Annotated in this window: 24 protein-coding genes; 15 read left to right on the top strand and 9 right to left on the bottom strand. The window is 51.1% G+C overall.

The features are described 5' to 3' along the window. Window positions 1–8 precede the first annotated feature (8 nt). The 6 genes from EHT25_RS18000 to EHT25_RS18025 all read left to right on the top strand — a co-directional run bounded on the left by EHT25_RS18000 (window position 9) and on the right by EHT25_RS18025 (window position 6,547). Window positions 9–848 (top strand): META domain-containing protein, encoded by an 840-nt coding sequence (locus EHT25_RS18000; protein ID WP_124876522.1) that lies wholly within the window; start codon window positions 9–11, stop codon window positions 846–848. Continuing rightward, entirely contained in the window at window positions 845–2,107 is a 1,263-nt protein-coding gene (locus EHT25_RS18005) for an McrC family protein (RefSeq protein WP_124876523.1), read from the top strand. The genes EHT25_RS18000 and EHT25_RS18005 overlap by 4 nt, the downstream gene beginning before the upstream one ends. A gap of 115 nt (window positions 2,108–2,222) precedes the next feature. Then, a complete protein-coding gene (locus EHT25_RS18010) occupies window positions 2,223–3,542 on the top strand; it encodes a gluconate:H+ symporter (RefSeq protein WP_124876524.1) in 1,320 nt (439 codons plus the stop codon). 228 nt (window positions 3,543–3,770) lie between these two features. After that, complete coding sequence (locus EHT25_RS18015) at window positions 3,771–4,235, top strand: RidA family protein (protein WP_124876525.1); 465 nt, start codon at window positions 3,771–3,773, stop codon at window positions 4,233–4,235. 139 nt (window positions 4,236–4,374) lie between these two features. Then, the gene (locus tag EHT25_RS18020; protein WP_124876526.1) at window positions 4,375–5,646 is read left to right on the top strand and encodes a hypothetical protein; all 1,272 of its coding nucleotides are present in this window, start codon (window positions 4,375–4,377) and stop codon (window positions 5,644–5,646) included. 49 nt (window positions 5,647–5,695) lie between these two features. Next, window positions 5,696–6,547, top strand: coding sequence for an isocitrate lyase/PEP mutase family protein (locus tag EHT25_RS18025; RefSeq protein WP_124876527.1), 852 nt, complete (start codon window positions 5,696–5,698; stop codon window positions 6,545–6,547). An 86-nt stretch (window positions 6,548–6,633) separates the two neighbouring features. Here EHT25_RS18025 and EHT25_RS18030 read toward each other — a convergent pair whose 3' ends face one another. Further along, the gene (locus EHT25_RS18030; RefSeq protein ID WP_124876528.1) at window positions 6,634–7,026 is read right to left on the bottom strand and encodes a DUF805 domain-containing protein; all 393 of its coding nucleotides are present in this window, start codon (window positions 7,024–7,026) and stop codon (window positions 6,634–6,636) included. Window positions 7,027–7,264: 238 nt separating this feature from the next. On the opposite strand from EHT25_RS18030, the gene EHT25_RS18035 reads away from it, so the two are divergent. From EHT25_RS18035 to EHT25_RS18050, 4 genes are all read left to right on the top strand, one after another. Then, entirely contained in the window at window positions 7,265–7,714 is a 450-nt protein-coding gene (locus tag EHT25_RS18035) for a DUF4488 domain-containing protein (RefSeq protein ID WP_124876529.1), read from the top strand. 132 nt (window positions 7,715–7,846) lie between these two features. Then, window positions 7,847–8,956, top strand: coding sequence for a D-TA family PLP-dependent enzyme (locus EHT25_RS18040; RefSeq protein WP_124876530.1), 1,110 nt, complete (start codon window positions 7,847–7,849; stop codon window positions 8,954–8,956). Between the two features lie 41 nt (window positions 8,957–8,997). Beyond that, a complete protein-coding gene (locus EHT25_RS18045) occupies window positions 8,998–9,666 on the top strand; it encodes an SGNH/GDSL hydrolase family protein (RefSeq protein ID WP_124876531.1) in 669 nt (222 codons plus the stop codon). Between the two features lie 2 nt (window positions 9,667–9,668). Further along, window positions 9,669–10,118: a hypothetical protein gene (locus EHT25_RS18050; RefSeq protein WP_124876532.1), complete on the top strand. Its 450-nt coding sequence runs from the start codon at window positions 9,669–9,671 to the stop codon at window positions 10,116–10,118. A gap of 206 nt (window positions 10,119–10,324) precedes the next feature. On the opposite strand, the gene EHT25_RS18055 is transcribed toward EHT25_RS18050, so the two are convergent. After that, complete coding sequence (locus EHT25_RS18055; RefSeq protein ID WP_124876533.1) at window positions 10,325–10,687, bottom strand: hypothetical protein; 363 nt, start codon at window positions 10,685–10,687, stop codon at window positions 10,325–10,327. Between the two features lie 123 nt (window positions 10,688–10,810). Then, window positions 10,811–11,707, bottom strand: coding sequence for a diacylglycerol/lipid kinase family protein (locus tag EHT25_RS18060; protein WP_124876534.1), 897 nt, complete (start codon window positions 11,705–11,707; stop codon window positions 10,811–10,813). Window positions 11,708–11,935: 228 nt separating this feature from the next. Here EHT25_RS18060 and EHT25_RS18065 point away from each other — a divergent pair, with 228 nt between their 5' ends. Beyond that, window positions 11,936–12,919, top strand: a complete 984-nt coding sequence (locus tag EHT25_RS18065; RefSeq protein ID WP_229311615.1) for an App1 family protein phosphatidate phosphatase — start codon at window positions 11,936–11,938, stop codon at window positions 12,917–12,919. Window positions 12,920–12,927: 8 nt separating this feature from the next. On the opposite strand, the gene EHT25_RS18070 is transcribed toward EHT25_RS18065, so the two are convergent. Genes EHT25_RS18070 through EHT25_RS18080 form a run of 3 tightly spaced genes read right to left on the bottom strand, consistent with a single transcriptional unit; the run spans window position 12,928 to window position 17,772 of the window. After that, entirely contained in the window at window positions 12,928–13,695 is a 768-nt protein-coding gene (locus tag EHT25_RS18070; RefSeq protein WP_124876536.1) for a methyltransferase domain-containing protein, read from the bottom strand. Window positions 13,696–13,747: 52 nt separating this feature from the next. Continuing rightward, window positions 13,748–16,366, bottom strand: coding sequence for a methylmalonyl-CoA mutase (gene scpA / locus EHT25_RS33185; protein ID WP_124876537.1), 2,619 nt, complete (start codon window positions 16,364–16,366; stop codon window positions 13,748–13,750). 20 nt (window positions 16,367–16,386) lie between these two features. After that, a complete protein-coding gene (locus tag EHT25_RS18080) occupies window positions 16,387–17,772 on the bottom strand; it encodes a methylmalonyl-CoA mutase family protein (RefSeq protein ID WP_124876538.1) in 1,386 nt (461 codons plus the stop codon). A 421-nt stretch (window positions 17,773–18,193) separates the two neighbouring features. Here EHT25_RS18080 and dnaA point away from each other — a divergent pair, with 421 nt between their 5' ends. The 3 genes from dnaA to EHT25_RS18095 all read left to right on the top strand — a co-directional run bounded on the left by dnaA (window position 18,194) and on the right by EHT25_RS18095 (window position 21,681). Next, the gene (dnaA, locus tag EHT25_RS18085) at window positions 18,194–19,603 is read left to right on the top strand and encodes a chromosomal replication initiator protein DnaA (protein ID WP_124877091.1); all 1,410 of its coding nucleotides are present in this window, start codon (window positions 18,194–18,196) and stop codon (window positions 19,601–19,603) included. Between the two features lie 108 nt (window positions 19,604–19,711). Continuing rightward, window positions 19,712–20,668, top strand: coding sequence for a GNAT family N-acetyltransferase (locus EHT25_RS18090; RefSeq protein WP_124876539.1), 957 nt, complete (start codon window positions 19,712–19,714; stop codon window positions 20,666–20,668). Beyond that, entirely contained in the window at window positions 20,641–21,681 is a 1,041-nt protein-coding gene (locus EHT25_RS18095) for a hypothetical protein (RefSeq protein ID WP_124876540.1), read from the top strand. Before EHT25_RS18090 ends, EHT25_RS18095 begins: the two co-directional genes overlap by 28 nt. 33 nt (window positions 21,682–21,714) lie before the next feature. Here EHT25_RS18095 and EHT25_RS18100 read toward each other — a convergent pair whose 3' ends face one another. From EHT25_RS18100 to EHT25_RS18110, 3 genes are all read right to left on the bottom strand, one after another. Next, entirely contained in the window at window positions 21,715–22,518 is an 804-nt protein-coding gene (locus EHT25_RS18100) for a DUF3108 domain-containing protein (RefSeq protein ID WP_124876541.1), read from the bottom strand. Window positions 22,519–22,621: 103 nt separating this feature from the next. Continuing rightward, window positions 22,622–23,665 carry an aminopeptidase gene (locus EHT25_RS18105; RefSeq protein WP_124876542.1) on the bottom strand — a complete coding sequence of 348 codons (1,044 nt, stop codon included), beginning with the start codon at window positions 23,663–23,665 and terminating at the stop codon, window positions 22,622–22,624. A 28-nt stretch (window positions 23,666–23,693) separates the two neighbouring features. Beyond that, the gene (locus tag EHT25_RS18110; protein WP_148095893.1) at window positions 23,694–24,683 is read right to left on the bottom strand and encodes a lipid A deacylase; all 990 of its coding nucleotides are present in this window, start codon (window positions 24,681–24,683) and stop codon (window positions 23,694–23,696) included. A gap of 275 nt (window positions 24,684–24,958) precedes the next feature. On the opposite strand from EHT25_RS18110, the gene recA reads away from it, so the two are divergent. Beyond that, entirely contained in the window at window positions 24,959–26,029 is a 1,071-nt protein-coding gene (gene recA / locus EHT25_RS18115) for a recombinase RecA (protein WP_124876544.1), read from the top strand. Window positions 26,030–26,100 lie beyond the last annotated feature (71 nt).

Consider the following 26,100-nt stretch of genomic DNA (forward strand, 5'->3'; position numbering starts at 1 on the left):
TCGGATTTATGAAGAAACTTGCACACTTTTTTTGCGTCATTGGCATCTTTGTACTGGCGGATGGCTGCCGAAAAACACCCGTTACCAGCAGTCAACCGTCGGATGCGGGTGAAATCACCACGAATGATTTTGGCAGCAAACGCCGGCAGGGTATCGATTTTACGGCGCAGGGCGGAACGCCAACCTGGTCGCTGGACATCGATTTTACGAAAGCCATTCGGTTTCAGACCCAGAACGGCCCGGTTTTGATGGCCGCCGTACCTAAATCACAGCGCGATCCGCGCGGGAACGGTATTCTGTTCGACGCCCAACTGATGCCCGAACAAACCGGATCAGGAAACCGGTCGGTCAGTCGGACGGTTGCGGCCAACCGCCGTCTGAAAATCATCATCAGCCCGATCGTTTGCCGCGATAACAAAACCGGTCAGTCGTACGCCTACGCCGTTGCAATCGAAACCAACGGGCAGAAGTACAGCGGCTGTGGCACGTTCCTCAATGGCGTTTCCCGACTGAACAGCCAGTGGGTGCTGGAAACGTATCACGGACAGCGGTTGCACGCCGAGCAGTTTGTAAACCGGCAGATGCCGACACTGGCCATCAATCTGAAAGAGAAAAAGTTGCAGGGTTTTACCGGATGCAATACGATGCAGGGACAAGTGCAGGCCGACGGCGACAACGTCCGGTTCGAAACCATTTCGACCACGCGCCGGGCGTGTCCGTATAATTTTGAAAGCGGTTTTTTGACGGCACTTCAAAGTGTCACGCTCTACCGCATCAGTAACAACCGCCTAACGCTGCTGGCCGATGGCAAGTACGTGATGACCTTTCGGAAAACGGCTTCTCAATGACCCTTTCCATTACCGAGTTTGGCCTCATTCGACGCTCACGGGATTTTCCTGACGTGGCTAATTCACTGACGGAATTGCAGGTGTCGGATGCGGTTTTTGATGCATTGCGCAACTTCGTGACCGAGAGCGAGACCGATTCGGTCATGACGTTTTTTCTGCAAAAAGGCCGGGAGTGCATTCGGGTGAAGAATTACGTCGGTTTGCTCGAAACGAAAGACGGCACTCAACTTGAAATTCTGCCCAAAGCCATCGATGTCGAACACGCGCGGAAAACGCTGCTGCGCATGCTGCGGTATTTGCGCAACAGCCCTTTCCGATCGATCCAATCGGTTCATCTGGGAACGAGCCGTTTGCCGTTATGGGAAGTGTTTATATCGCTGTTTCTGGATGAAGTAATACCGTTGATTATGAGAGGGTTGCAAAAGTCTTACGTCTCCAGGACGGACAACCAGCGGTTTTGGAAAGGGAAGCTGGAACTCGCCGATCAGATCCGGCAAAACGCGTTTCATGCCGAGCGTGTGGTGACGACCTTCGATGAGCAAACCGCCAATCTACCGCCTAACCGCTTGCTGAAATCCGCCCTGGAATTTGTGCAGCTTCGCGCCCGAACGGTTTCCAATCAAATCCGCATCCGACAGTTGTTATTTGCGCTGGAAGACATTCCGACTTCTGAACGGATTGCGGATGATTTACGGTCTGTTGCCACTAATAACCGGCTTTTTGCGCATTACCAACCGGCTTTGCGGTGGGCCGAAGCCTTGTTGAGTGGTCGGGCATTTGGCCTGACGCCGGGACGGTACCTGACGCTCGCGCTGCTGTTTCCGATGGAACGGATTTTTGAAGACTACGTCGCGGCCGGTTTTAAACGGTATGTGTCCGACGGCGACGTGGTAATTCAGGAGTCGTCGCAACACCTGATCGACAACCACAGCGGTTTGCGAAAATTCCGATTGCGCCCGGATATTATTCTGCGGCAGAACGGCGTCACGACGGTGCTGGATACCAAATGGAAACGCATCGATGCCACCAATGCTGCCGGAAATTACGGCATCGATCAGGGCGATCTGTATCAGTTGTATGCGTACGGTAAAAAATACAACGCCACTGAACTGGTTCTGATTTACCCCGCCACCGACCAATTTCAAAAACCGCTCGACCTCTTCGGCTACGACGAAAACCTGCACCTCCGCGTCGTTCCGTTCAACGTCAATTTGCCGCTGGAAGATGCGGTTTTGGGGGTAATGAATAATGAACAATGAATAATGAACCGGGCCGGAGTGGGCTCGCTCAGGTAGTCTCACTCCTCCATTATTCATTGTTCATTATTCATTAATTACTATCTTACGCTCTCCTAAACAATCCCAATCCTCTTAAATGCCACTTTTACTCACTTTTCTGGGCATTCTGGCCCTGGTATTCCTGATCGCATTTGTCAAGATCGACACCTTTATCTCCTTTGTGCTGGTTGCACTGGGCATCGGGCTGGCGTCGGGGATGGATGTGGTTGCGGTCGGCAAGTCGATTCAAACCGGCATCGGCGGCACGCTGGGCGAACTGGTGCTGATTGTCGGATTCGGAGCCATGCTGGGCCGACTGGTGGCCGAAAGCGGAGCCGCCATGCAGATCACGAACGTCCTGATCAAGCTTTTTGGCATCAAAAACCTTCGCTGGGGGCTGGCGCTGGCCGGTTTTATCATCGGCATTCCGTTGTTTTACAACGCCGGTTTTATCATCGTTTTTCCGCTGATTGTTACGATTACAGCTTCGTCGGGATTGCCGATGATGACGGTGGCAGTTCCGATGCTGGCGGCTTTGTCGGTGGCCCACGGTTATTTGCCACCGCACCCGTCGCCCGCGGCCATTGCCGGACAATTGGGCGCCAACATTGGCCGGACCCTGATCTACGGTATCATCGTTGCCATTCCCGCCATCATTGTCGCGGGACCGATTTTCGGGCGAACCTTGTCGAAATACAAACCGCAAATCGATCGGGATCTTTTTAAAGTCAAAGTCATTCCGGAACATGAACTACCGGGTGCTGGCATCAGTTTCTTCGTCGCACTTTTACCAGTTTTGTTATTGACTCTGACCGGCCCCTTGAAGTCGGTTTTGACGCCGGGATCCGTTGCGCATCAGATCGTTACGTTGCTGGCCGAACCGTATATCGGCATGTTATTGTCGGTTCTGGTGGCGGTTTATACCCTGGGCATTCAGCGCGGCCAATCGACGAAAGTAGTCATGAAGGACCTGGAAGAAGCCATCAAAGCAGCCTCGCCGGTGTTGCTGGTCATTGCCGGAGCCGGGGCATTGAAGCAGATTTTTATCGATAGCGGCACAAGTAAATACATTGGTTTTTTGCTGCAGGGCGTCGAAATTTCCCCCTTGTTGCTAGGCTGGGGAATAGCTGCGGTCATCCGCGTTTGCGTTGGCTCGGCCACGGTGGCCGGTTTGACAACCGTTGGTATTATTTTGCCACTGCTTGAGAATCAGACCCATGTAAAACCCGAATTGATGGTGTTGGCCATTGGTTCCGGTAGCCTGATGATGTCGCACCTGAACGATGGCGGTTTCTGGTTATTCAAGGAATATTTTAATCTGAGCATCAAAGAAACCCTCCAAACCTGGACGGTGATGGAAACAATTGTGTCCATTGTCGGGTTGGCTGGCGTTTTAGCCTTAAATTTGGTGGTTTAATTCCGGTGAACGGTATACGGTTTTTGGTTTACGGTTGGCTGCCGCGTTCCAGTTGCACGCGTCAGCCACCGAAACATCGGCCCGGTGAAAACCGTATACTGAAAACCAAAAACTACTACGACAATGGAATACATGGCTCATCATTACCTGAACACCGGATTTGAACCGGACAAAAATTTAAATTTCGATTTGGAACCTGAGTCTGATCTTACTTCTGAAACTGCGCCTATGACGCCTGACGAAAAATTTGCCCAACTGGGCCTGACCCTGCCGCCCGCGCCGAAGCCGATGGGCGTTTACAAACCCTGTCTGATCGTTGACAAATTCGTTTACGTTTCCGGCCACGGACCGGTGAAGAACGACGGAAGCCGCATCATTGGCCGGATTGGGGCCGATATGAACATCGACGAGGGCAAACTGGCCGCCCAGCAGGTTGGTTTGACGATTCTGGCGACCCTGAAAGCTAAATTCGGCACCCTGAACAAAATCAAACGCGTCATCAAAACCCTGGGAATGGTGAACGCAACCGCCGATTTTGAACGCCATCCGTTCGTGATCAATGGCTGCAGCGAACTGTTTGTGTCGGTTTGGGGCGAAGACAACGGTGTGGGCGTTCGTTCCGCTGTGGGCATGGGCACGCTGCCGGAAAATATCCCGGTCGAAATTGAAGTCATGTTTGAACTGGCCGACTAAAATACCGCATCGACGGCCCGGACTATTCTTCGTCACCTAAAAAGCCGCTTCATGGGCGGCTTTTTCCGTTTCAGGCACTCCTTCATTTTCGGAAAGCAAATCCGGGTTCAATTTTGGCAGCGTAAACAACACACTGCCAATGAACAAGTTATTTGCCTTTATCCTGAGCCTGACGCTCATCGTGTCTGCGGTTTCCTGTAAACACGATACGGACCTCATGACACCCGAAGAATCGGGCGGTTCTCGGGTCGATCCTCCAACCACACCCCAGCCCGAAGGCGTCATCACGCCGGTGGGAACCCCCGAAGGCGAAGCCATAACTGCCCTGATTGGACCGGCGGGTGGTACCCTCGAATCCAAAGATCGGCGCGTTCGGGTGGTTATTCCCGCCGGAGCGCTCGCCAGTTCGCAGTCTATTTCGGTACAGCCCATTACGAACAACTGCCCGTCGGGCGCAGGGCAGGCGTTTCGGCTGACGCCCCACGGCATTACGTTTGCCAAACCCGCATCCATTACGTTCCAGTACGATGAGTCGGACGTGCTGGGGAGTGCTCCGGAAGCGCTCCGGATTGCCTTTCAGACGGACAAGGGAAGCTGGAAATCACCGGCCCGGCGCTCACTCGATACGACGGCCCGAACGCTGTCGGTGGAAACAACGCATTTTAGTGACTGGACCTTTTTTAAGAATATTGAGCTGGATCCGGGTCTGGGTGTCGTCAATCCCGGCGGTTCGATCAACCTGAAAGTTCGGCAACACATTGCTGACCCGGGCGCCTTAATGGAAGATTTGTTTGTTCCACTTGCCTCGGTCATCAGTGAGAAGTACATCAAACAATGGACGGTGTCTGGCCCGGGGGCACTGGCACACAACCAATCGACCGCAACGTACTACGCTCCCGAGCACATTCCAGCTAAAAATCCGGTTGCCATTACGGTTTCCCTCAATCAATCGATCACCATTGACGGCCAGGTTTTTAAAAACATTCGGCTGGTATCCAATATTATGGTGGCGCCGGAAGGCATTTCGGTGCAAATTGACGGCGCAGAATGGAAAACCTATACGGGTGGCATCAATGTTCGCGCGCAATCAACTATTCTGCTCGGTCGTAACGGCTCGGAACTGTGTGAGTTGGCCTTTCCCGGCACCAAAACCGGCCTATTTCGCTGGACGATGGGAGCTGATGTGGTTTTCAATCTCAATATGGGAACGATTATTTACCAGCACATCTACGAGAAGAACAAAAAACCGGTTCTCAGTGACGGTAATCTGCGGGTGATCGACATCAGTGAGGAATGGGTTTGGGGGACGTTTACCGTGTTACCGGCCGGTTGGATTATGCCGAAAGCCACGCGGGAACCAACAGGAACGGCGAATATTAATGGGATTTTCCGATTACGACGCGTGCCCTAAGTCGGATACCGATAGCCGGAATTTACAGCAATTGCCGTAAATTCCGGCTATGAGTCAATCAACAGAACATTCATTCCAGGCCCGGGCGGAAGCGTTTCGGGCTTTGCATCGGGAAGCCGGCCTTTTTGTTATTCCCAACCCCTGGGATGCGGGTTCGGCGCGGGTATTAGCCAGTTTTGGGTTCAAAGCCCTTGCTACCACCAGCGCGGGGCTGGCTTTTGCGCTTGGGAAACCGGACGGACACGCGTCGATTACCCGCGCTGAAACCCTGCAAAATGCCCAAAGCATCGTAGCCGCTACGCATTTGCCGGTTGCTGCCGATCTGGAAAACGGCTACGGAGACGAGCCGGAAACCTGCGCCGAAACGATTCTGCTGGCCGCCCGGGCCGGGCTTTCGGGCGGTTCCATCGAAGATGCGACGGGTAACCCGCACGACCCGATTTATCCCTTTGACCTTGCCGTTGAACGCGTGAAAGCCGCCGTTGCGGCCGCCCGCAGTTTACCTCATCCGTTTACAGTAACCGCCCGGGCCGAAAACCTGATTTACGGCCGACCGGATCTGGCCGATACGCTCCGGCGGCTGGAGGCTTTTGCCGATGCGGGTGCCGATGTATTATTTGCGCCCGGTTTAAAATCGCGGGAAGAGATCGAAGCCGTTGTGAAAACCGTTGCTCCCCGACCCGTGAATGTGCTGATGGGGTTCATCGGCGGCAGTTTTTCACTGGAAGAACTGGAACAGTTGGGGGTGAAGCGGGTAAGCGTGGGATCTTCGCTGGTGCGGGCCGCTTACGGCGGTTTATTTCGGGCGGCTGAAGAGATTTTTCAGCAAGGTACATTTTCCTACGCGAATGAGGCAAAACCGTATGCCGATCTGAATAAACTATTTAAAAGTACTGATTAGCCGGCTACGGTTTTTATGAAATCAAATAGCCCAGCCTGCTAAGGCTGGGCTATTCTAATTTATAACTGTCAATGTTAAGACAAAACTCAGGCGACTTGTTGCGCTTTTGCTTTCGGGTCAGCGCCGTATTCGTTTGCTCCGTGAACGCCTTCCGTACAGGCCAGAATCAGGTTGTAAATGGGAATCAGCGCATACCAGCCACTTTTGCCCACGTCGTGCATCCGGCGGATGGCAACGGCAATGGATGGAACCAGAATCGCCAGGTTGAACAGCATCACGACCCAGCCAATCAAAGCCAGATTGTCGAATAACAATACGTTGGTGAAATTTAATGCCTGGGAAACAATTACATTAACCAGTACGAAATACCAGTATTCGCTGCGACGGGAACGGCCGTTAAAATCACTGAATTTTTTCAACACTGAAACGTAATTGTCGATAATTGAAAAACCGGTGGAAGATGAGATGGAAGTGTTCATTGTTTTTGTGTTTAGTAGTGGTTTAGAGCCCTTGTGGCCGTTTGATGATTCAAAAGTATCCGGTTGACGAAGGCGCTGCAATCGCGGAACGGTAACTGGTAGGAAAAATCTGGTAACTGGTGGAGAGTACGCTTTAAATAGCTTTTTTCCAAAACCCGCACAAAAACGATTCGCATTAAACCGTAGCTTTACAACGATAAATAAGTATCCTGGAACCCTACCGAAAGATTCTAAAACGATGAAATTCAAAACTGTACCGGTACTGATTGCCGCTCTGGCGACCGCAAGCGGCTGTGAGCCCCAAAAACCGCTTCCGCTGGTGGGAACCTGGGAATTGATTTCGGCGACGTCTACCGAAAAAGACAGCACATTTTCGACATTCGATCCAAACCGGAAAATGATCAAGATCATCAATGCGACCCATTTTGCGTTCCTGAATCACGCGGTGCAACCGGGAAAAGATTCGACTGCGGCTGCCTTTTCGGCGGGCGGAGGCACGTACACGCTGGCGGACAGCACGTACACGGAGAATCTGGATTACTTTGTGGACAAGCAATGGGAGAATCACAAATTCCGGTTTACCGTGAGAATCAGTAACGATACGCTGACCCAAACCGGCATTGAGAAACTGGAAAAACTGGGGATTGATCGAATTATTGTCGAAAAATACAAACGGGTAATAAACTGAAAAACCGCTTTTGCCGCGTTTTCAATCCGGTTAGAAGGAGAGAAACCGTACCGGTTTTAAGGATTGTTCTCCAATTCAGTTAGAAATAAACTTTTTGACGGTTATATTGAACCGTCAATCATTCGCTTTTTCATGAACGAGTATCAGGTTCAAAATATCCAGTTGGTCGATTCTCCGGCCCTTTTGATTTACCCCGACCGCATTGCCCACAACATCCGAACCATGCTCGCTATGGTGGATGGCGACGCCGACAAACTGGTTCCGCACGTCAAAACCCATAAAATGGCGGAAGTGGCCCGGATGCAGGTCGAAGCGGGGATTACCAAATTCAAATGCGCCACAATTGCCGAAGCCGAAATGCTGGCCGACACCGGCGCGCGTCACGTGTTGATTTCCTACCAGCTAACGGGGCCGAAACTCCACCGGTTTTGCGAACTGGTCCAAGCTTACAACTGGGTCGAATGGGCGTCGCTGGTGGATAATCTGGCGTCGGCCGAAGAACTGGCGCAGGAGTTTGCCAAAACCACCCATAAACCGATCGTTTACATCGACATCAACCTGGGCATGAACCGCACGGGCCACGTGGTCGATGCGGAACTGGAGCAGTTATACCGCACACTGAAAGCCGACACCCGGTTGGATCTCCGCGGTTTTCACGCCTACGACGGGCATATCCGCGATCAGGATGTGGCTGAACGTCAGCTCAAAGCCGATGCAGCCGTCAAACCGCTGGAAGCACTTGCCGACAAACTGGAGCAGGAAGGCGAATCGCGGCCGCTGATCATTGTGGGCGGAACGCCGACATTTTCCAATCATGCTCACCGCCCGAACGTCTGGTGCAGCCCCGGAACCTGTCTGTTGTGGGATTGGGGATACGGTGATTTATTAACCGAGCAACACTTCGAATGGGCCGCCTTGCTGGTGACCCGCGTGGTGTCGAAACCGGCACCGGGCATTGTTACGACCGATCTGGGCCATAAAGCTGTGGCCGCCGAAAATCCATTGGCGAAGCGGGTTAAATTCCTGAATCTGACGGACTACGAACTGACCGGACAAAGCGAAGAACACCTGGTTTTGAAGGTTCAGAACTGGAACGACATCAACATCGGCGACGTGCTGTACGGCGTTCCGTATCACATTTGCCCAACCGTTGCGCTGCACGATGAAGCGCAGGTGATTCTCGGTGGGGAAGCTACCGGCCGCTGGGCCATCGACGCCCGCAAACGCCGGATTACGTATTAAGTGACTAACTAAACCAAATCCCTAAATTGAATTGATTGATTATGAGAACGTTTCCCATTCTCCTGCTTACGTTTATGTGGCTGGCCCTGACTCCATCGAAACCGACCCGCGTCGTTTTTTTTGGTGATTCCATTACACAGGCCGGCGTGAGCCCGGGCGGTTACATCACCCGCATCGGCGACATGCTGAAGAAACAAAATTTAGCGAATGAATATGAACTGATTGGCGCGGGCATCGGCGGTAACAAAATTTACGACCTGTTTCTGCGAATGGAAGACGACGTTTTGGCCAAGCAGCCGACCATCACGTTTGTGTACGTGGGCGTGAACGATGTCTGGCACAAGCGGACGTACGGAACCGGCACCGATCCGGATAAATTTGTGAAGTTTTACGATGCCGTAATTAAAAAACTTCAGGGTGCTGGGAGCAAGGTAATTCTGTGTACGCCCGCCGTGATTGGCGAAAAAACCGATTATTCCAACGATCAGGATGGCGATTTGCAGCAGTATTCCAAGCTGATTCGCGACCTGGCGGCCAAACACAAACTGCCCCTTTGCGATTTGCGGAAAGCTTTTCTGGAGTATAACCTGAAAAACAATCCCAACAATGCCGAAAAAGGCATTTTAACGACCGACCGCGTTCACCTGAACGATACCGGAAATCAGTTGGTGGCCGATGAAATGTACAAATTGATGGTGGCTGCGAAATAGCAATGCTCAGCAGAAACGTAAAATATGTTCTCTTCGGACTCGTCGCTTTGCTGGTCGGGTACATGGTCTACGATGCGGTTTCGGAACCCGGCATCAAGGACCTGAAGGGAACGTATAAAGAAGTGGCGATGTACCGGAACGAGAACAACACCGGCCCGATTGTGCGGATTTATGCCGTAACCGTAACGGATACGCTGTGGGACGAAATGGAGAAATACGGCGATTATATGCTGTATACCAAATACGGAACCACCAAGGTGTATTTCTTTCCCGAAGGCCAGCCCGCGCCGGCGCAGGTTTTTCCGAAACGCCCGAATTTTGATCACAAATACGAAAAATCCTGCCTGGCGATGTATGAGAAAGATGCCATGAGTCAGGTGACTTTCCGAAGGAAACCGTTTGCTCAGCCCACGGCGGACGATAAACACGAATTGATCGTAGGCGCGAAATAATACAGGGGCGCCACAATCCGGAGGGTTACAAATGACCCGGTTGACCGACAAACGGAGATCAACCGGGTTTGTTTTTTAGAACGGTGTGGATATGGTTTCAATTTTTTATTCAGAGCAAAGAGGTTAGACGTGAGACAAGAGACTTTAAAAATTGGCCAAATTGTGTTTTAGTCTCTATTCTCTTGTCTCAAATCTCATGTCTATTTTTACACTTCAAACGGAAGTTCGTATTCTTTGATGACCGGTTTGGACGAGCGGGTTTTTACCTCGACCCGGGCTTTGAGCGGAGAACCGATGATCAATGAATTTTTGATGTACTGATCTTCGTAATACGTCCAGGAATAATCGGTTAGTAAATATTCGCTAACGCCCGCTTTGTGAGCCTGATACGCCAGACGTTCCACAAACAACGGTTCGTAGTTGATGATGTTTCCCATGTACATCACCTGGATGCCGGGTCGCGATTCGTTGCCGAGTTCGGTGCAGCCGAGGACGGCGATTTTCAGGGACGAACCATCTTCGAGGTCCTTGACGGCCCATTCTTCGATCACGGTTTTTACATTAGCCATTGTTGCGTTGGTTTTGCGTTGAACGATGACTCAAATGTAAAGCGGTTTCGGAACCGCCACCATCCGGATTTGACAACGAGCGGTTTTGGGTGGATAACTGGCGTAAATGAGAGTCATTCCGGTTCAGATTTTGGCTTTTTCCGGCAAAATGACCCGCAAATGTCCCGGCCAGATTTCAGCCGTCAATTCCCGGATTCTTCCCCGGTATTCCCCGTCGATCTGAAAATACGCTTTCCGTTTGGTGACGATATGGACCGAGGTGGCCGGAAAAATTTCAATGTATTTCGGATCGAACGGACGGAAGTGAATAAACATTCGTAAGATGGAAAGCAGCGAAAGTTTGCGGATGACGACTACCTCAAATTTGCCATCGGCCACATCGCCATCGGGGTTGATAACCGCACCCGTTCCGTACATCCGGGCGTTGGCGAGCACAACCATAAAAGCCGCACGATGCACCACTTCGTCGCCGGTATTGATCTGTAGTTTCAGGAGCCGTCTTCGCATCAGAACCCGTAACACGCCCCGGGCGTAGCCGATTTTACCGCGCATTTTGCCTTCATCGAAATATTTCACCAACTGGGCGTTCATGCCGATGTCGCTCAGGTGCAGGCAATGTTCGGTGCCGTTGACGCAAATCAGGTCGATCGGTTTTTCAAGGCCGTTGACTAACACTTCCAGACTTCCCTCCAGGGTTGCCGGAATATTCAATTCTTTGGCCATGCCGTTTGCCGATCCCGCCGGAATAATCCCCAGCGGTATCTTGGCGTTTAAAGCGTGTTCAGCCACAAATTTGATAGTCCCATCTCCGCCCACAGCCACCAGACGGTCGGGCCGATAGGATTCAATGTGTTTGGGAAGTTCAGTGTCGTCATTTTTACCGTCCAGCAGGAACAGTTCGGCCGAATGAGGTTGTTTTTCGAAGAAAGCACGGATGCCCGATTCCCAGGTAGATTTGTCCTGTCCGCCGGAAATCGGGTTGATGGCGAACAAAAATTTTAACTTTTTAGCTTCCTGCATGTTCCTGAGTTAGTTCGATAAAATGGTTTACGGTTTTCGGGATACGATTTTCCGTTTTTGCTGGACCGGCGCTGCGATGGATGGCGGGCGCACGAAACCGGAGCGCGTCAGCCACCGTAAACCGTAAACTGAAAACCGAATACTTTTTCCAATAAACAAAGAATGAAGGCAAGTGGCGGATTAAAACATAAAATCTTACGATGGCTCCGGATTAGCGACGAGCCCGTTGTGAAAGTTTACCGGGGGTATGTTCATCAGCAGAAGATTGTCGTGTTTGGTCACGTATTGCGCCGGAGCCCGCTGCCCCGTCAGAAATACCGCCAGAATTTCTGGATCAATTCCTTTTCGCTGCTGCGACTTTTTATGATGCGACCGGTTTCGGGCGCCACGGTGAAAGCGAACGGCATTCGGGAAGATGTGCGGTTTATTACCGAAAAAGACGGTTTTTTTCGGCTGGAATGGACGTCCGACGAACCCATCGCACCAGGCTGGCATCCGGTGAAAGTCGATTTGATTACGGAAAACCTGGGTCCGGAAAATCCGGTGGCCACGGGCGAAGGCGAAGTCTATCGCTCGCATTCAACGCAATACGGTTTTGTGTCCGACATCGACGATACGTTCCTGATTTCGCACTCGGCCAATCTGCGCAAACGGATTCACGTGATGCTGAGCGAAAACGCCCACAGCCGCGACCCGTTCGAAGATGTGGTCAGGCATTACCAGTTGCTGGCACGCGCCGAAACGGATGCCAATGCTCCGAATCCGTTCTTTTACGTGTCGAGTAGCGAGTGGAATCTGTACGACTACATTCTGACGTTCTGCGAAAAGAACGACATGCCCGACGGCATCTATTTGCTGAGCCAGATCAAACGGTTTCGCGAAGTCTGGAAAACCGGTCAGAACAAACACGTCACCAAATTTGCGCGGATTGTCCGAATTCTGGAAGCGTTTCCCGAAATGAAATTTGTGTTGCTGGGCGATGATACGCAGGAAGATCCTAATATTTATACGTCTCTGGTTCAACACTTTCCGACCCAGATTCGCTGCGTTTACCTGCGTCGGGTGCACAAAGATAATGAAGTCCGTACGCAGGGCTTTGTCGATCAGATTATTGCCGCTGGCGTACCCTGTTGTTATTTCAAACACAGCGCCGAAGCCATTCGACATTCCGCCCGAATTGGATTGGTGGAAAAACCGGAGGTGAAAGAATAGCCCGCTTTTCAAAAAACAGCCTTCATCACAATCCGTTTAAACGGATAAAAAACCGGTGCTTTTGCAAACTGTTTTTGCAGGCGGTTTTTGAATTCGTTTATAAACCGGTGCTGGTTTTCGTCGTTTAATTTTTCGGTATACGGAATTAAAGTCGTTCCCGACGCCCACTCATAAAGTGCCGTTGAATCTGACACAACCAGTGGATAAATCTTTTCGAAAACCGTTATTTCCCGGCCGCCATTCTCAAATAACAAGCGCGCATATTGCTCAATTTCTAAAACCGGTGGAGTCCGTTGCCAGCCCTGTAATTGGGTTTTAAAAGGTTCTTCGTCAGCCAGATCGTTCAACATTTTATTCAGGGCGTTGTGATGTTGTGCCGGGAGCTGGATGGCTAATTGCCCAGTTGGTTTGAGAAGGGAAATGATTTTTGGCAACAGGGCTTCGTGGTCATCGACCCACTGAATGGCGGCATTGGAAAAAACCAGATCCCACTTTTTGTCGGAATTTCGAACCTGATCTTCAATGGATTTCTGCTCGAACCGGACCTGCTCATTGGCAAAGGGGAGTGAGTCATTCAGCATTTCCTGCGAAGAGTCAACGCCCAGCACATTGGAATAGGGGAGGGCATCGGCGAGTTTGCGGGTCAGTTCGCCGGTTCCGCAACCCAGGTCAATGACGTCCATACGCTCGCGGACTTCGATCAACGCCAGTACGTCATAAAAAGGGGCAAACCGCTCGGATTTGAACTTGTTGTAGGTGTCTGGGTTCCAGGCCATTGAACGTTTGTTTTGTAGCTAAGGGTTTGAATTTCAATAAAGTAACTATACGTTACTGCCCGCCCAACTCCGGCATGAGCTCTTTCAGTATTTTTTGCGCGGCTACCGAAATAACCGTGCCCGGTCCGAAAACACCTTTCACGCCCGCATCGTAGAGAAACTGGTAATCCTGCGCGGGTATTACTCCGCCCGCAATGACCAGAATGTCGGCCCGGTCGATTTTCTTCAATTCTTCGATCAATTGTGGAATCAGCGTTTTATGCCCCGCTGCCAGACTCGATACGCCAACAACGTGAACATCGTTTTCAGCGGCTTGACGGGCCACTTCTTCCGGTGTCTGGAAAAGAGGTCCCATATCGACATCAAAGCCCAGATCGGCGAAGCTGGTCGCGATGATTTTGGCACCCCGATCGTGGCCGTCCTGTCCCATTTTAGCGACCAGAATCCGGGGGCGACGACCTTCCCGTTCGGCAAACCGGTCGGTGAACTGGCGGGCGAGCCGGAAGTTTTCATCATCGGATACTTCGGCGGAATAAATCCCCGACACGGCGCGGATGGTGGCTTTGTGACGGCCAAATGCTTTCTCCATAGCGTACGAAATTTCTCCTAAGGTGGCGCGGTAACGGGCCGCTTCGATGGCAAGGGCGAGGAGGTTTGATTCCTTGAACCCCGCCCCCGACCCCTCCCCCGTAGGGAGGGGAAAAGTGGACTGATTAGGTAACTCGACTGCTTCTTTAATTTTGGATAAGACGATATTCATACTATTAATGACCTCGTCATTAGTGAAACGGATTACCCGTAACCCATTAGCATTCAGATACTCCGTTCTTAGCGCGTCATATGCCTGTTGTTTTGCATGTATTTCGCCGTCGACTTCAATAACTAACTGTTTGTCAAGCGACACAAAGTCAACAATAAAATCCTGGATAGCGTGTTGCCGGCAGAATTTTGTATTGAGCAATCGTTTACCTCGTAGTTGTTCCCATAACAGTTCTTCCGCTTTTGTAGGCTCTTTCCGGCTTGCACGAGCAAAGTTTTTAAGCACTTTCCACTTCTCTGCCTCGCTATTGAAAAATGGTCTCGTGCCAAATGTCTCTGGTCCTTCTCCCCTCCCTACGGGGGAGGGGCTGGGGGTGGGGTTCATAGCTGCGTCAGTTAGCGCCTGCAGTGCTGCTTCAACCTTCTCCGTATTCCGTTTCTGCTTTATTTCGTTAATCCGCCGGATTTGACCCTCGCGAACCGCTTGATTATCAACTTCCAGCAACTCGATTTCTTTCTCGGATTCGGGCCGGTATTTGTTCACCCCGACAATGACGTCCTTGCCGGAATCGATCCGGGCCTGTTTGCGGGCGGCTGCTTCCTCGATGCGCAGTTTGGGCAAACCGGTTTCGATGGCCTTGGTCATGCCGCCGAGCGCTTCCACTTCCTGAATCAGTGCCCCGGCTTTCTGGATCAATTGATCGGTCAGGTATTCAACGTAATACGAACCGCCCCACGGGTCAACAATGGCGGTAACATCGGTTTCGTATTGCAAATAAAGCTGCGTGTTGCGGGCAATTCGGGCCGAAAAATCGGTGGGCAGGGCAATCGCTTCGTCGAGCGAATTGGTGTGCAACGACTGCGTATGACCCAAAACGGCCGCCAGCGCTTCCACACACGTTCGGGCTACGTTGTTGAACGGATCCTGTTCGGTCAGGCTGTAGCCACTTGTCTGACAATGGGTTCGCAACGCCAGCGATTTCGGATTTTTCGGATCGAACGATCTGACTAGTGTCGCCCACAAAACCCGGGCCGCCCGCATTTTGGCAATTTCCATGAAATGGTTCATGCCGATTCCCCAGAAAAACGACAGGCGGGGCGCAAAGTCGTCGATGTTCATCCCGGCTTTCAGACCCGTCCGGATGTATTCCAGGCCGTCGGCCAGCGTATACGCCAGTTCGATGTGGGCGGGCGCTCCTGCTTCGTGCATGTGATAACCGCTGATGCTGATGGAGTTGAACTTCGGCATGTAGCGACTTGTGTAGGCAAAAATATCGCCGACCAGGCGCATCGACGGTTCGGGCGGATAGATGTACGTGTTTCGCACCATAAACTCCTTCAGAATGTCGTTCTGAATCGTTCCCGACAACTGTTCCGGCCGAACGCCCTGTTCCTCGGCGGCCACGATGTAAAACGCCAGAATCGGCAAAACCGCTCCGTTCATGGTCATCGACACCGACATCTGATCGAGCGGAATCTGATCGAACAGAATTTTCATGTCCTCAACGGTATCGATGGCAACCCCGGCTTTTCCGACATCCCCGAACACGCGAGGATGATCCGAATCGTAACCCCGGTGGGTTGCCAGATCGAACGCAACCGAAAGCCCTTTTTGCCCGGCGGCCAGATTCCGGCGGTAAAAAGCATTGGAATCTTCCGCCGTCGAAAAACCGGCATACTGGCGAATGGTCCACGGCTGTGTCACGTACATGCTGCTGTACGGTCCGCGCAAAAACGGCGGAATTCCGGCCACGGAGCCGAGGTGCTGCGCATTGACGAGGTCAGCGGGTTCGTACTGCGGTTTTATTTTAATGCCCTCGGAAGTGACGAAAGGACGTGCGGAGCTGGTAGCCGACGGCGGTTTTGAGTCGGCGGAGGGTTGAGGGGGTGTCGTCTTGAAAGTCGGGCGCATACCGGTTTGGCGGATATAAGTTATTCAAAACGTTCGGCTAACCGTCGTTCGGCTAAGCCCGGTTCGTTAGTAGGGGAACGTTCGGGGCTGGCAACGGCCGCTTCGTTGCTCCGAAACTTCGTTACGCCCACCAGAATTCGCCCATTTTCCACGGCATCAACTTTGGCCTGATACGCCTTGTCGATTTCTTCCTGAATAAAACCGCTTTCGACTGCTTTCAACAAACCGCCCAGGTTTTCCACTTTCAAAAACAAGTCCCAGGCCGATCCAACCAATTGTTTCGTCAACGTTTCGAGGTAATACGAACCCGCCGATGGGTCGAGCGTTTTGTCCAGGTGCGCTTCTTCCTTCAGCAAAATCGAAATGTTGCGGGCAATCCGGTTGGAAAACGCGTCGGGTTCTTCGAAAACCGCATCGTACGGATGAATGGTCAGCGAATCACACCCACCGATTACGGCAGCCATGGCTTCGGTTGTCGCCCGGAGCAGGTTGTTGTAGGGCGTGGCTGTGGAATCATAAAACGTTGACGTTTGAGCGTGGATAAATGAGGATTGAGGAATTGGTCCGCCGGCTTGGATGAACGATGCATCATAAAAGGCTAAAAGCCGCTGCCAGAGGATGCGGAGCGCGCGGAGCTTGGCGATTTCAGTGAAATAACTCGTTCCGACGGACACCGACAACGCGGTTTTCGGAGCGATTTGCTCAACGGTTAATCCGGAATCCGTCAACCGGTCATACAGGTCAACGACCGTATTCAGGGTAAAAGCAAGTTCCTGCGTGGCCGTTGCTCCGGAGTTGTGAAAAACCGTACTTCCGGCAGTAATGGTTCGGAACTGAGGAGAATTCAGGGTCAGCCGTGTGGCTTCAGTTACCTGCGCAATAGCTTCTTTCGGATCATTTCCGAACTGGAGACGACGGGCAATCGGCTCATCGAAAAATCCGCCTTTCAGTTGATACGGCAAAAACCGGTTCAGGGCGTTGGCCGCCTGCCCTGATTGTCCGTTGGTCCGGAGCCAAACCGGCGTCTCACTCAGTTTCAGGCCATTTAGCAGCCGGAGCCAATCCAGTTGAGCAACCTCAAAACCGCTCAGGTCGATCCGAAAACCGTCCGCACCTTTCGTGAGCCAATCCCGCAGGATCGTGTTGGTTTCCTGTTCAGTCGTGAATGGTACATCGGGAACCGTTAGCCAGCCCAGCGGTCGACCAGTTGTCAAGGTTGATCGGTTTTCGGTACGTGACTGATTAGCAAGGTCTTCGGCAGTGTAAAATGGTTCTGTCTCAAGGCCGTCCAGCGTTGTTCGATTCAGCGATTCAATGGATTTTCCTTTCAGGTCGGTTGTAACCTGCTGAATCCATTCCGCTTTGGTGACGGACGGAAACCATTTTTGTATAGTGAGATCGGGCATAACGAACATCTTAAAGGGGAATGGTTGGATGGTTAAAAATGGTTAGATGGCTTTCATTACAGCAGCGATCGTGAATCACTCAAACTACGTTATCTGGTTAACCGTCGAAACCATTTTGAATCATTCAACCCTCAAAACCATTCAACCATTTTTTCAAAGTTAGGTCTTTTCGGAGTAAAGCCACAGCAGAATCCGCGACTGTCCACCTCTGGGTTGTATTATTTTTATAATCTATTTTACTGTATTGATAGATAAAAAATCGGGCCGTATTTTTATCCGCTCAGAGTTGGGTAAGCCACCTTGTCTGCTCTGATTTTTTTTCTACTTTTGTCTCCCTTTTTTCACCCACCGGGCTAATTGTCGCTTGGCAATTTAGCTTTATGTTGGCAAAAATGTAACTGTGAACCTATCCGTACCCGGCATACAGCGCGAAGCAGTGACGGTCTGGAACCGCTGCTTGCAGGTGATCCAGGAGAACATTCCTGACCAGAGTTTTCGGACCTGGTTTGAGCCAATTGTTCCCCTGCGCCTGAACGGCAGCGAACTGACCATCCAGGTACCCAGCCAGTTCTTTTACGAATGGCTGGAGGAAAACTACGTACATTTGCTGCGGAAAGCGCTCGATTTTGCCATCGGTCACCACGGGCAATTACAGTATTCCATCATTGTGGATAAAGGCGACGAAGGGAGTAAGCCACTGACAGTCAACGTACCGACCACCAAATCGCCCCAGACGGCCAAGCCCGATAATGTGGACGCCGATATTCTGAAGAGTCCTTTCGAAATGAAGGACCTCGATTCGCTGCAACTGGATTCATACCTGAATCCAACGTATACTTTTGATAATTTTATCGAAGGCGACTGCAACCGCCTGGGTCGCTCGGCGGGTTTTGCGATTGCCCAAAATCCGGGAACGACGGCGTTCAATCCGCTGATGATTTACGGCGGGGTCGGTTTGGGTAAAACGCATCTCGTGCAGGCCGTTGGCAATTACATCAAGAATAATAATCAGGATAAATTCGTCCTTTACGTCTCTTCCGAAAAATTCACGACCCAGTTTATCAATTCCATCCGGACCGATTCGCTGCGGGATTTCATGGGTTTTTACATGCAGGTCGACGTGCTGATCATCGACGATGTGCAGTTCTGGGCAGGAAAAGAAAAAACGCAGGAGACTTTTTTCCATATTTTTAACCACCTGCACGGCGCGAAAAAGCAGATCATCATGACCTCCGACCGCGCCCCGCGCGATTTGCAGGGCATGCAGGACCGGCTTCAATCGCGGTTTAAGCAGGGACTGACGGCGGATTTGACCCAGCCGGATCTGGAAACGCGGACGGCGATCATCCAGAAAAAACTGCTGGCCGAAGGCATTTATATCGAAAACAACGTCATCGAATACCTGGCCCACAGCATCAATACGAACGTGCGGGAGCTGGAGGGCGTGATTGTATCGCTGATGGCGCAGGCATCGCTCAACCGCCGGGAAATCGACCTCGATCTGGCCCGCAACACGCTGCGGAATATCATCATCGACTCGGAAAAAGAAGTTACCATCGATACGGTTCAGGACGTTGTAGCGGCTCATTTCAGCGTTACAGTCGCCGATTTGAAGAGCAAAAGCCGCAAGAAGGAAGCGGTTTTTCCGCGTCAGATTGCCATGTTCCTGGCCAAAGACCAGACCGAGCTATCATTGAAATCAATCGGTTACCACTTCGGCGGCCGCGACCACAGCACGGTGATCCACGCCATCCAAACGATCAGCGACCTGACCAACACCAACCCGCAACTCCGCGAAACCATCGATAAGCTGAAAAGCTCATTGAAATAAGGTAATTTGGTTTACGGTTTTCAGTTAACGGTTAGAAATAACCGCGTCAGTTCCGGCGGGAAACCGCAACCGAATACCGTAACCCGAACACCGAAAACTGCAATCCCCTTGGTTCGCTACCTCTCCCGAAATCAAATCGATGATCAGGCATATGACCGGTGCATAGCGCTTTCTCCTCAACGGATGATTTATGCGTTTTCGTGGTATCTGGATGTGGTATCGCCGGGTTGGGAATTGCTGGTAGCAGATGATTATGCGTTTGTGATGCCATTACCCGTTCGGAAACGGTATGGCGTTAAGGCGGTTATTCAGCCGCTTTTTTGCCATCAATTGGGGCTGTTTGCTGCGGATAAAACACCCGATACGGCAGATTGGGACCGGTTTTTTCGGGCACTTTATCATCACATTCGCTACATCCCGTCGTACCAGATTCATCCGGCCAATACCTCTGAACGCTCCACCGATTCTACGCAGGTACTTCCGCTGACAAACCACGTTCTGAATTTACAACGCCCTTACAGTGAACTGTTTGCGGGTTATTCCAAAGATCGGAAAACGAATCTGAAACGCGGATTGCACTACGGTTGGGATTTTGCAGATACCGATGACGTAGAACCGCTCATTGATTTGTTTCGGAACCACAACACGGCGGGCATCGGTCGGGTTGCGCCGGGGGCTTACGAGCAGCTCCGGCAACTGGTGGCGGTTTTACAGCGTCGGCAGCAGGTTCGAATCCGGGTGGCGGTGCAAAATGGTCGGGTGGAAGCGGGTTGTTTGCTGGTGACGGATGTAAACCGGGTCATCCATCTCTTCTGTTCAGCCAGCCCGGAAGGCCGCAAAGGCAACGCGCGGACGCTTATTCTGGATCAATTTATCCGGGAATATGCCGGGAAACCGCTCTGGTTTGATTTTGAAAGTCCCGAAGTGGAAAATCTGGCGGCTTTTAACCGCAGTTTCGGGGCTGAATCCGAATCCTATTTCCGGTTGGTGAGTAACCAGTTGCCGGAATCGGTGCAGTTCTTGCACCGGATAAAGAAATGGCTGCACCAAACGCTTTTTCCGTGATGACTATTCGGTATCTGGATCGCGCCAACATAAACCCGGTTTTGTGGGATGACTGCGTGGGTGTATCGGCGCAGCGGCTGATTTACGCGTTTTCGTGGTACCTGGATGCATTGACAACGGGCGCCGGCGCACCGTACTGGGGGGGAGTGGTGGCCGAAGATCGGGGAAGATACGTGGCCGTGATGCCGGTCGTCTACCAAAAAAAATACGGTATTCGCTACGTTTACCAGCCGGATTATTGCCAGCAACTGGGCATTTTCAGCCGGGATACCTTCGATCTCCCATCTGCATCAGCTGTTTTTTTTCGCCAGTTAACGCACACTTTTAAGTGGATTGTTTCGTACCGGTTTAACGAAACAAACGAAACCGAGCTGCAATTTCCAGACAGTTTTTCGGTGATCAAGCGTCACAATCACGTGTTGCCGCTGGATAAACCGTATGTAGACCTCTTCCGAAACTACGCCATGGATCGGAAAATAAACCTCAACCGGGCGCGCAATACGGATTGGGTCGTGGAGGAAAAACCGGACATTCGGCCGCTGATTCACTTGCATCGGAAACACAATGAGGAGAAAGCCGTTGGGGGAATAAACCTCGATTTAACGATCTACGACCGGTTTGCCAATGCCGTCGATGCATTGCAAAACCGGGGATTGGCGCGCATCTGGCTGGCTCGAAAACCGGATTCGGAAACGGCCGAAGCAGGTGGTTTGTTCGTTCTGGATCGCGACCGAATCATTTACCTCTTCAATGGGGCATCTACATCCGGCCGGAAACAACAGGCTCGACTTTGGATGATCAATCGACTGATTGAGGAGTTTGCCGGACAGCCGATGGCGTTCGATTTTGAAAGCCCGGCGGTGGGTGCGGAGTCGGTGAAGGCGTATTATCAGAGTTTCGGAGCGGAGGAAAAACCGTATTCGGAAATTTCCTACGACCATTTGCCGGGGTTCATTACGTACGCCCGAACTTTAGTCCGTGGCCTTCAGAATAATAAGAAAGCCACGGACTAAACGGGGCCACCCGGCGGTCCGGGCATACGTTCGTTACTGTTTAAAAAACCGCAGGTCGTTGCGTAAACCGGAATGCTTTTTCAGGTCCATTTCCATCGAACCGACCCACAACTCCACTTCGATTTTCACCGGGATTTTGTTGGCATCGTCCGATACCCAGATCCGAATGGCATCTTCGCCCTTAAAGAGTTTGTTTTCGGGCAAAACTGGGTTGAGCTTGAGGACGTTGATATGGCCAAACTTGGTTTTGATGGTTTCCTTGCCGCGGTAGCGGACTTTCATATTGTAAATCTGGTCGTCGAAAAACGCCGGAACTTCGATAGTCTGGTTGGTATTGACCCGGCTGAAATCGATGGTCCGCAGGTAGTAGTAACCACTGATGACATCGTGTACGTTGTCGGGCACCTTAAAAATATCCTTTTCGGTTTTTTCTTCTGACTGAACGGTGTTATTGAAATGATTGAAGGTGACGTTTTCTTCCTTGCGGTGGTTGCCTTCTTCAATGTGCGCAAAAAATTTCTGCGGCAGAATGGCCGTGGTGTCAATGTAAGAACGCCAGGTGTTGCGAATGCGGGTAATGAGATCGAAAGCGCCCACCGTGCGACCGTAAATATTTACCCGGTAACAAGGCCGCTCATTGACTTTATACAGCGTTGGAGCGACATCGACAGTAGCCTCTGCTGCGTTAAAAATTCCGTAATGGACCTTATATTCCAGGTGTTCGCCCGCGCCAAAACTGGTGTTGGCAACCCGGCGATAGGCATTATCCGGTTTTAACGCCACCTGCGACAAAGCCGCGGTGGTGATGATGGACAAAATGAGGACTACTTTTTTCATGATCGCTTGACCCATGGCCCCGCAAATTTCAAGATTAGAGATAGGTTATTACCACTAGAAACGCATGAACCGCCATAAAAGGGTACTCAACCGTCACAGAAAATTACAGGGACGGATACGTTTTTTTCAAATACGTCAGATACTGACTAAAATTACGGTTAAACTTCTCTTCAAACTCGCGCCGAAAACTGTTTTGTTGCTGCCGGTACGTTTTGTAGGCTACGAAGTACGCGTTATTTGGTAAATTCTGTTTATTGAACCGACGCTTTTTAGTAACCGGTGGCCCCGTTACGGGCTTGGTTTCCAGCGTATCAACGGTTTCCACAATTTGGTCGATCAACTGCCACTTCTTTTCCTCTCTGACCCGTTCGGGTGTTTGAGGGTTGTAAGTGGCGTATAAACTATCCAGTTTCAGCGTCCCCCGCAACACGTGCTCGTCGTATTTTTCACCGTATTGTTTCGAATCCAGGTAATCGAGTGCCGCTGGTGAATCGGCACCGTATTTCTGGGTCAGGAATTTCAATGCACCATATTCACCGACAAAATCGGCGAGGTTTTCGTTGTATTCCAGGTTGTCTTTCACAAACAGCGTGCCGTGTGTCAGTTCATGAATAATCAATTCGGCCAGCTGCCCTTCGGAACGTTTCAGCATCGACGACAGAATCGGGTCGCGGAAAAATCCTAAGGTCGACCAGGCCGATACTTCATTTAAACGCGTATCGTAGCCCTGTTGTTTCAGGGCGTCGAGTTCCTGCATGGCGCGTTCGTGTTCAAAAAAGCCTTTGTAAGCAAACGTGCCAATGATCGGAAACGCCCATTCTTTTGCATTGAGCCGGTATTTTTCCGAAGCCACCACTACCCACAGAATCGGTTGACCATGCTGGTCATAAAACGTAGTATAATTTTTGGACGGATTAATACCCAGAGAATCAACGGCATAACGCTTGATTTCCTGAATAAGTTCAATTTTCTGCTTCAGCGAATCCGGAAACGACGCGTCGGCCAGTACTTCTTCAACCGGGCGGGTATTCCACAAAATCCTGAATTGCCCCCGGGCCTGCATCCACCCGTACCCGATCAACTCGTGGTACGCGATTCCGAGCACGATACATACGCCTAAAAGCGCCAGCAGGATTTTTTTTACCATAAACAAAAGTAGAGACTCTTCCGGTTTTTTACCGCCGAAAATTGATATAAACCCCTTCCGAATGCTCAAATTTTCCGTTGTTTAAATCATAATGCGGTTCAAACCGCGCCGTGACCGAAACTCCCTCGCTTACAGATATATCTTTTAACAATCGCACGATCACTAACTGGCGATTCTTCTCCTGATAGACACTGTTGAATCGTCGGGTATAACTTTGGTATAAATCCCCACCGTATTCGGCCCGGTAGTTCGTTCCGCGCCAGTAACTGATCAAAACCGTCAGGGGCTTGAACTGGACGGTCAGATTGGGATAAAAACCGCCCCCCGCGTAGTTCTTCTCCGCATTTTCGGAATAACCCACCACGTAAGTATCCAGCCGGGCCGACCGCAAAAAACCGCTCGTTCTGCGCTGCCACTTGGCACTCAGGCTCGCGGCAGCGTTCAGAGCAGTTCGTACCGGTAATGGGCTGACGATGTTCTGCCCTCCGGCGTGAAAAACCGTTAGCTGAACCGGAATCGAAAGTTGAAAACCAGGTTTGTGCAGCAACGACCGCTCCAGCGAAAATCCTCCCCAGAAGTGTTCCTGTCGGGTGTAACCGGGAAGCGTATTTTGCAGATAACTGATCCAGAAGTCGAAAAATGTCCGGGTGGTTTGGTGGTTGATTTGCAGACCGTTCTCAATGCGTTGCCGCAGCAACCGCTCGAAATTGTAAAGCGGCTCGATCAGCTTGTGACTAACGGAACCTTCCAGCGTCCCAAAGAGGTAATTCCAGTTTTTGTGCCGGAATTTCACCGTGAACGTCGGCGCAAGCTGGGTGATTCGTTCCTGGCCAAAGTCGCTCTTCAAATAGATACCTGCTTCCAGCACCACGTTCGGAGCAGGTTGATAGGCTAATCGGGGATTGAGCTGGTAACCGAAAAGCGTGTAACCGTCGGCGATCGGTCCAAAAAACTCGTTGTTTTTGGCAAATCCCAGGCTGTTGAAGCGAAAATTTAGTTTTCGGGTGCTGTCGACCACCAACCGCTGATCGAAGGACTGGTTGTCCGGTTGTGCGAAAGTTATATGCGTTCTAAAATAGAAATAACATATAAATAATATATATATCCAGCGAAAATGATTGTTATTTTCGCAACTCTGTTTAAATTGTGTGAGAATTTGACGGTTCGGTGTGCGTATAATACGCTTCATGTATTATTTATTTTTTACAACGGCCCTTGCAAATCTGACCGCAAAATCGTAATTTTATAAGGCTAATCATACTAAAAATCATTTTTTGAGGAAAAACACATCACATGGCACAAGCAACCGCTAGTACGGCTACGGACAACAAACTGAAAGCCCTGCAAACAACCATTGAAAAGTTGGACAAAGCCTATGGCAAGGGCACTGTCATGCGGCTGAGCGAAAGTAAAGTCGTTGATATTCCGGTTATTTCGACGGGTTCGCTGGGGTTGGACCTGGCGCTGGGTATCGGTGGTGTTCCGCGCGGACGGGTCGTTGAAATCTACGGGCCGGAATCGTCGGGGAAAACCACACTGACGATGCATTGCATTGCCGAGGCTCAGAAAACCGGTGGTCTGGCTGCATTTATCGACGCCGAGCATGCGTTCGACCGCTCCTATGCTGAAAAATTAGGAATCGACACTAAAAATTTATTGATATCTCAACCCGACAACGGGGAACAGGCGCTCGAAATTGCCGAGCACCTGATCAGCTCCGGTGCCATCGACATCATTGTTATTGACTCCGTGGCGGCTCTCGTTCCGAAAGCCGAACTGGAAGGCGATATGGGCGAAAGCAAAATGGGTCTGCAAGCGCGCTTGATGTCTCAGGCGCTGCGGAAACTGACCGGGGTGATTAATAAAACCGGTTGCTGCTGCATCTTTATCAACCAGTTACGCGAAAAAATCGGCGTGATGTTTGGTAATCCTGAAACGACAACGGGTGGTAACGCGCTGAAATTCTATTCATCGGTTCGTCTGGATATTCGCCGGGTTGGACAGATTAAAGACGGCGACGATATTATCGGAAACCGCACGAAAGTGAAAGTGGTGAAGAATAAACTGGCCGCTCCGTTCAAAGTGATCGAATTTGACATCATGTACGGTCAGGGAATCTCGAAAGTGGGCGAAGTGCTTGACTTGGCGGTTGAGCTGGAAATCGTGAAAAAATCCGGCTCCTGGTTCTCGTACGAAGGAAACCGTCTTTCACAAGGTCGTGATGCCGTTAAAAACCTGCTGTCCGACAATCCGGAATTGATGGCCGAACTGGAAGCGAAAATCCGGGCGATGGTCAACGAAAACGAAGACGCATTGGTTGATCCAGTCGGCGGGGCAGGAGACGGCGACGATGCGGTTGATTAAAAAAATCGTCGTGCGGTTTTGCCTAACCGTAGCAGAAAAATAAATTTTGTTTGACAGATGAAGAGGTGGTT

The sequence above is a fragment of the Larkinella rosea genome (assembly GCF_003858635.1).
Classification (GTDB): Bacteria; Bacteroidota; Bacteroidia; order Cytophagales; family Spirosomataceae; genus Larkinella; species Larkinella rosea.

Excerpts from the sequence above, each read along its gene's own strand:
- EHT25_RS18000 (WP_124876522.1), top strand. The coding sequence starts at position 9 with ATGAAGAAACTTGCACACTTTTTTTGCGTCATTGGCATCTTTGTACTG.
- EHT25_RS18005 (WP_124876523.1), top strand. The coding sequence starts at position 845 with ATGACCCTTTCCATTACCGAGTTTGGCCTCATTCGACGCTCACGGGAT.
- EHT25_RS18010 (WP_124876524.1), top strand. The coding sequence starts at position 2,223 with ATGCCACTTTTACTCACTTTTCTGGGCATTCTGGCCCTGGTATTCCTG.
- EHT25_RS18015 (WP_124876525.1), top strand. The coding sequence starts at position 3,771 with ATGACGCCTGACGAAAAATTTGCCCAACTGGGCCTGACCCTGCCGCCC.
- EHT25_RS18020 (WP_124876526.1), top strand. The coding sequence starts at position 4,375 with ATGAACAAGTTATTTGCCTTTATCCTGAGCCTGACGCTCATCGTGTCT.
- EHT25_RS18025 (WP_124876527.1), top strand. The coding sequence starts at position 5,696 with ATGAGTCAATCAACAGAACATTCATTCCAGGCCCGGGCGGAAGCGTTT.
- EHT25_RS18030 (WP_124876528.1), bottom strand. The coding sequence starts at position 7,026 with ATGAACACTTCCATCTCATCTTCCACCGGTTTTTCAATTATCGACAAT.
- EHT25_RS18035 (WP_124876529.1), top strand. The coding sequence starts at position 7,265 with ATGAAATTCAAAACTGTACCGGTACTGATTGCCGCTCTGGCGACCGCA.
- EHT25_RS18040 (WP_124876530.1), top strand. The coding sequence starts at position 7,847 with ATGAACGAGTATCAGGTTCAAAATATCCAGTTGGTCGATTCTCCGGCC.
- EHT25_RS18045 (WP_124876531.1), top strand. The coding sequence starts at position 8,998 with ATGAGAACGTTTCCCATTCTCCTGCTTACGTTTATGTGGCTGGCCCTG.
- EHT25_RS18050 (WP_124876532.1), top strand. The coding sequence starts at position 9,669 with ATGCTCAGCAGAAACGTAAAATATGTTCTCTTCGGACTCGTCGCTTTG.
- EHT25_RS18055 (WP_124876533.1), bottom strand. The coding sequence starts at position 10,687 with ATGGCTAATGTAAAAACCGTGATCGAAGAATGGGCCGTCAAGGACCTC.
- EHT25_RS18060 (WP_124876534.1), bottom strand. The coding sequence starts at position 11,707 with ATGCAGGAAGCTAAAAAGTTAAAATTTTTGTTCGCCATCAACCCGATT.
- EHT25_RS18070 (WP_124876536.1), bottom strand. The coding sequence starts at position 13,695 with ATGGCCTGGAACCCAGACACCTACAACAAGTTCAAATCCGAGCGGTTT.
- scpA (WP_124876537.1), bottom strand. The coding sequence starts at position 16,366 with ATGCGCCCGACTTTCAAGACGACACCCCCTCAACCCTCCGCCGACTCA.
- EHT25_RS18080 (WP_124876538.1), bottom strand. The coding sequence starts at position 17,772 with ATGCCCGATCTCACTATACAAAAATGGTTTCCGTCCGTCACCAAAGCG.
- EHT25_RS18095 (WP_124876540.1), top strand. The coding sequence starts at position 20,641 with ATGGCTGCACCAAACGCTTTTTCCGTGATGACTATTCGGTATCTGGAT.
- EHT25_RS18100 (WP_124876541.1), bottom strand. The coding sequence starts at position 22,518 with ATGAAAAAAGTAGTCCTCATTTTGTCCATCATCACCACCGCGGCTTTG.
- EHT25_RS18105 (WP_124876542.1), bottom strand. The coding sequence starts at position 23,665 with ATGGTAAAAAAAATCCTGCTGGCGCTTTTAGGCGTATGTATCGTGCTC.
- recA (WP_124876544.1), top strand. The coding sequence starts at position 24,959 with ATGGCACAAGCAACCGCTAGTACGGCTACGGACAACAAACTGAAAGCC.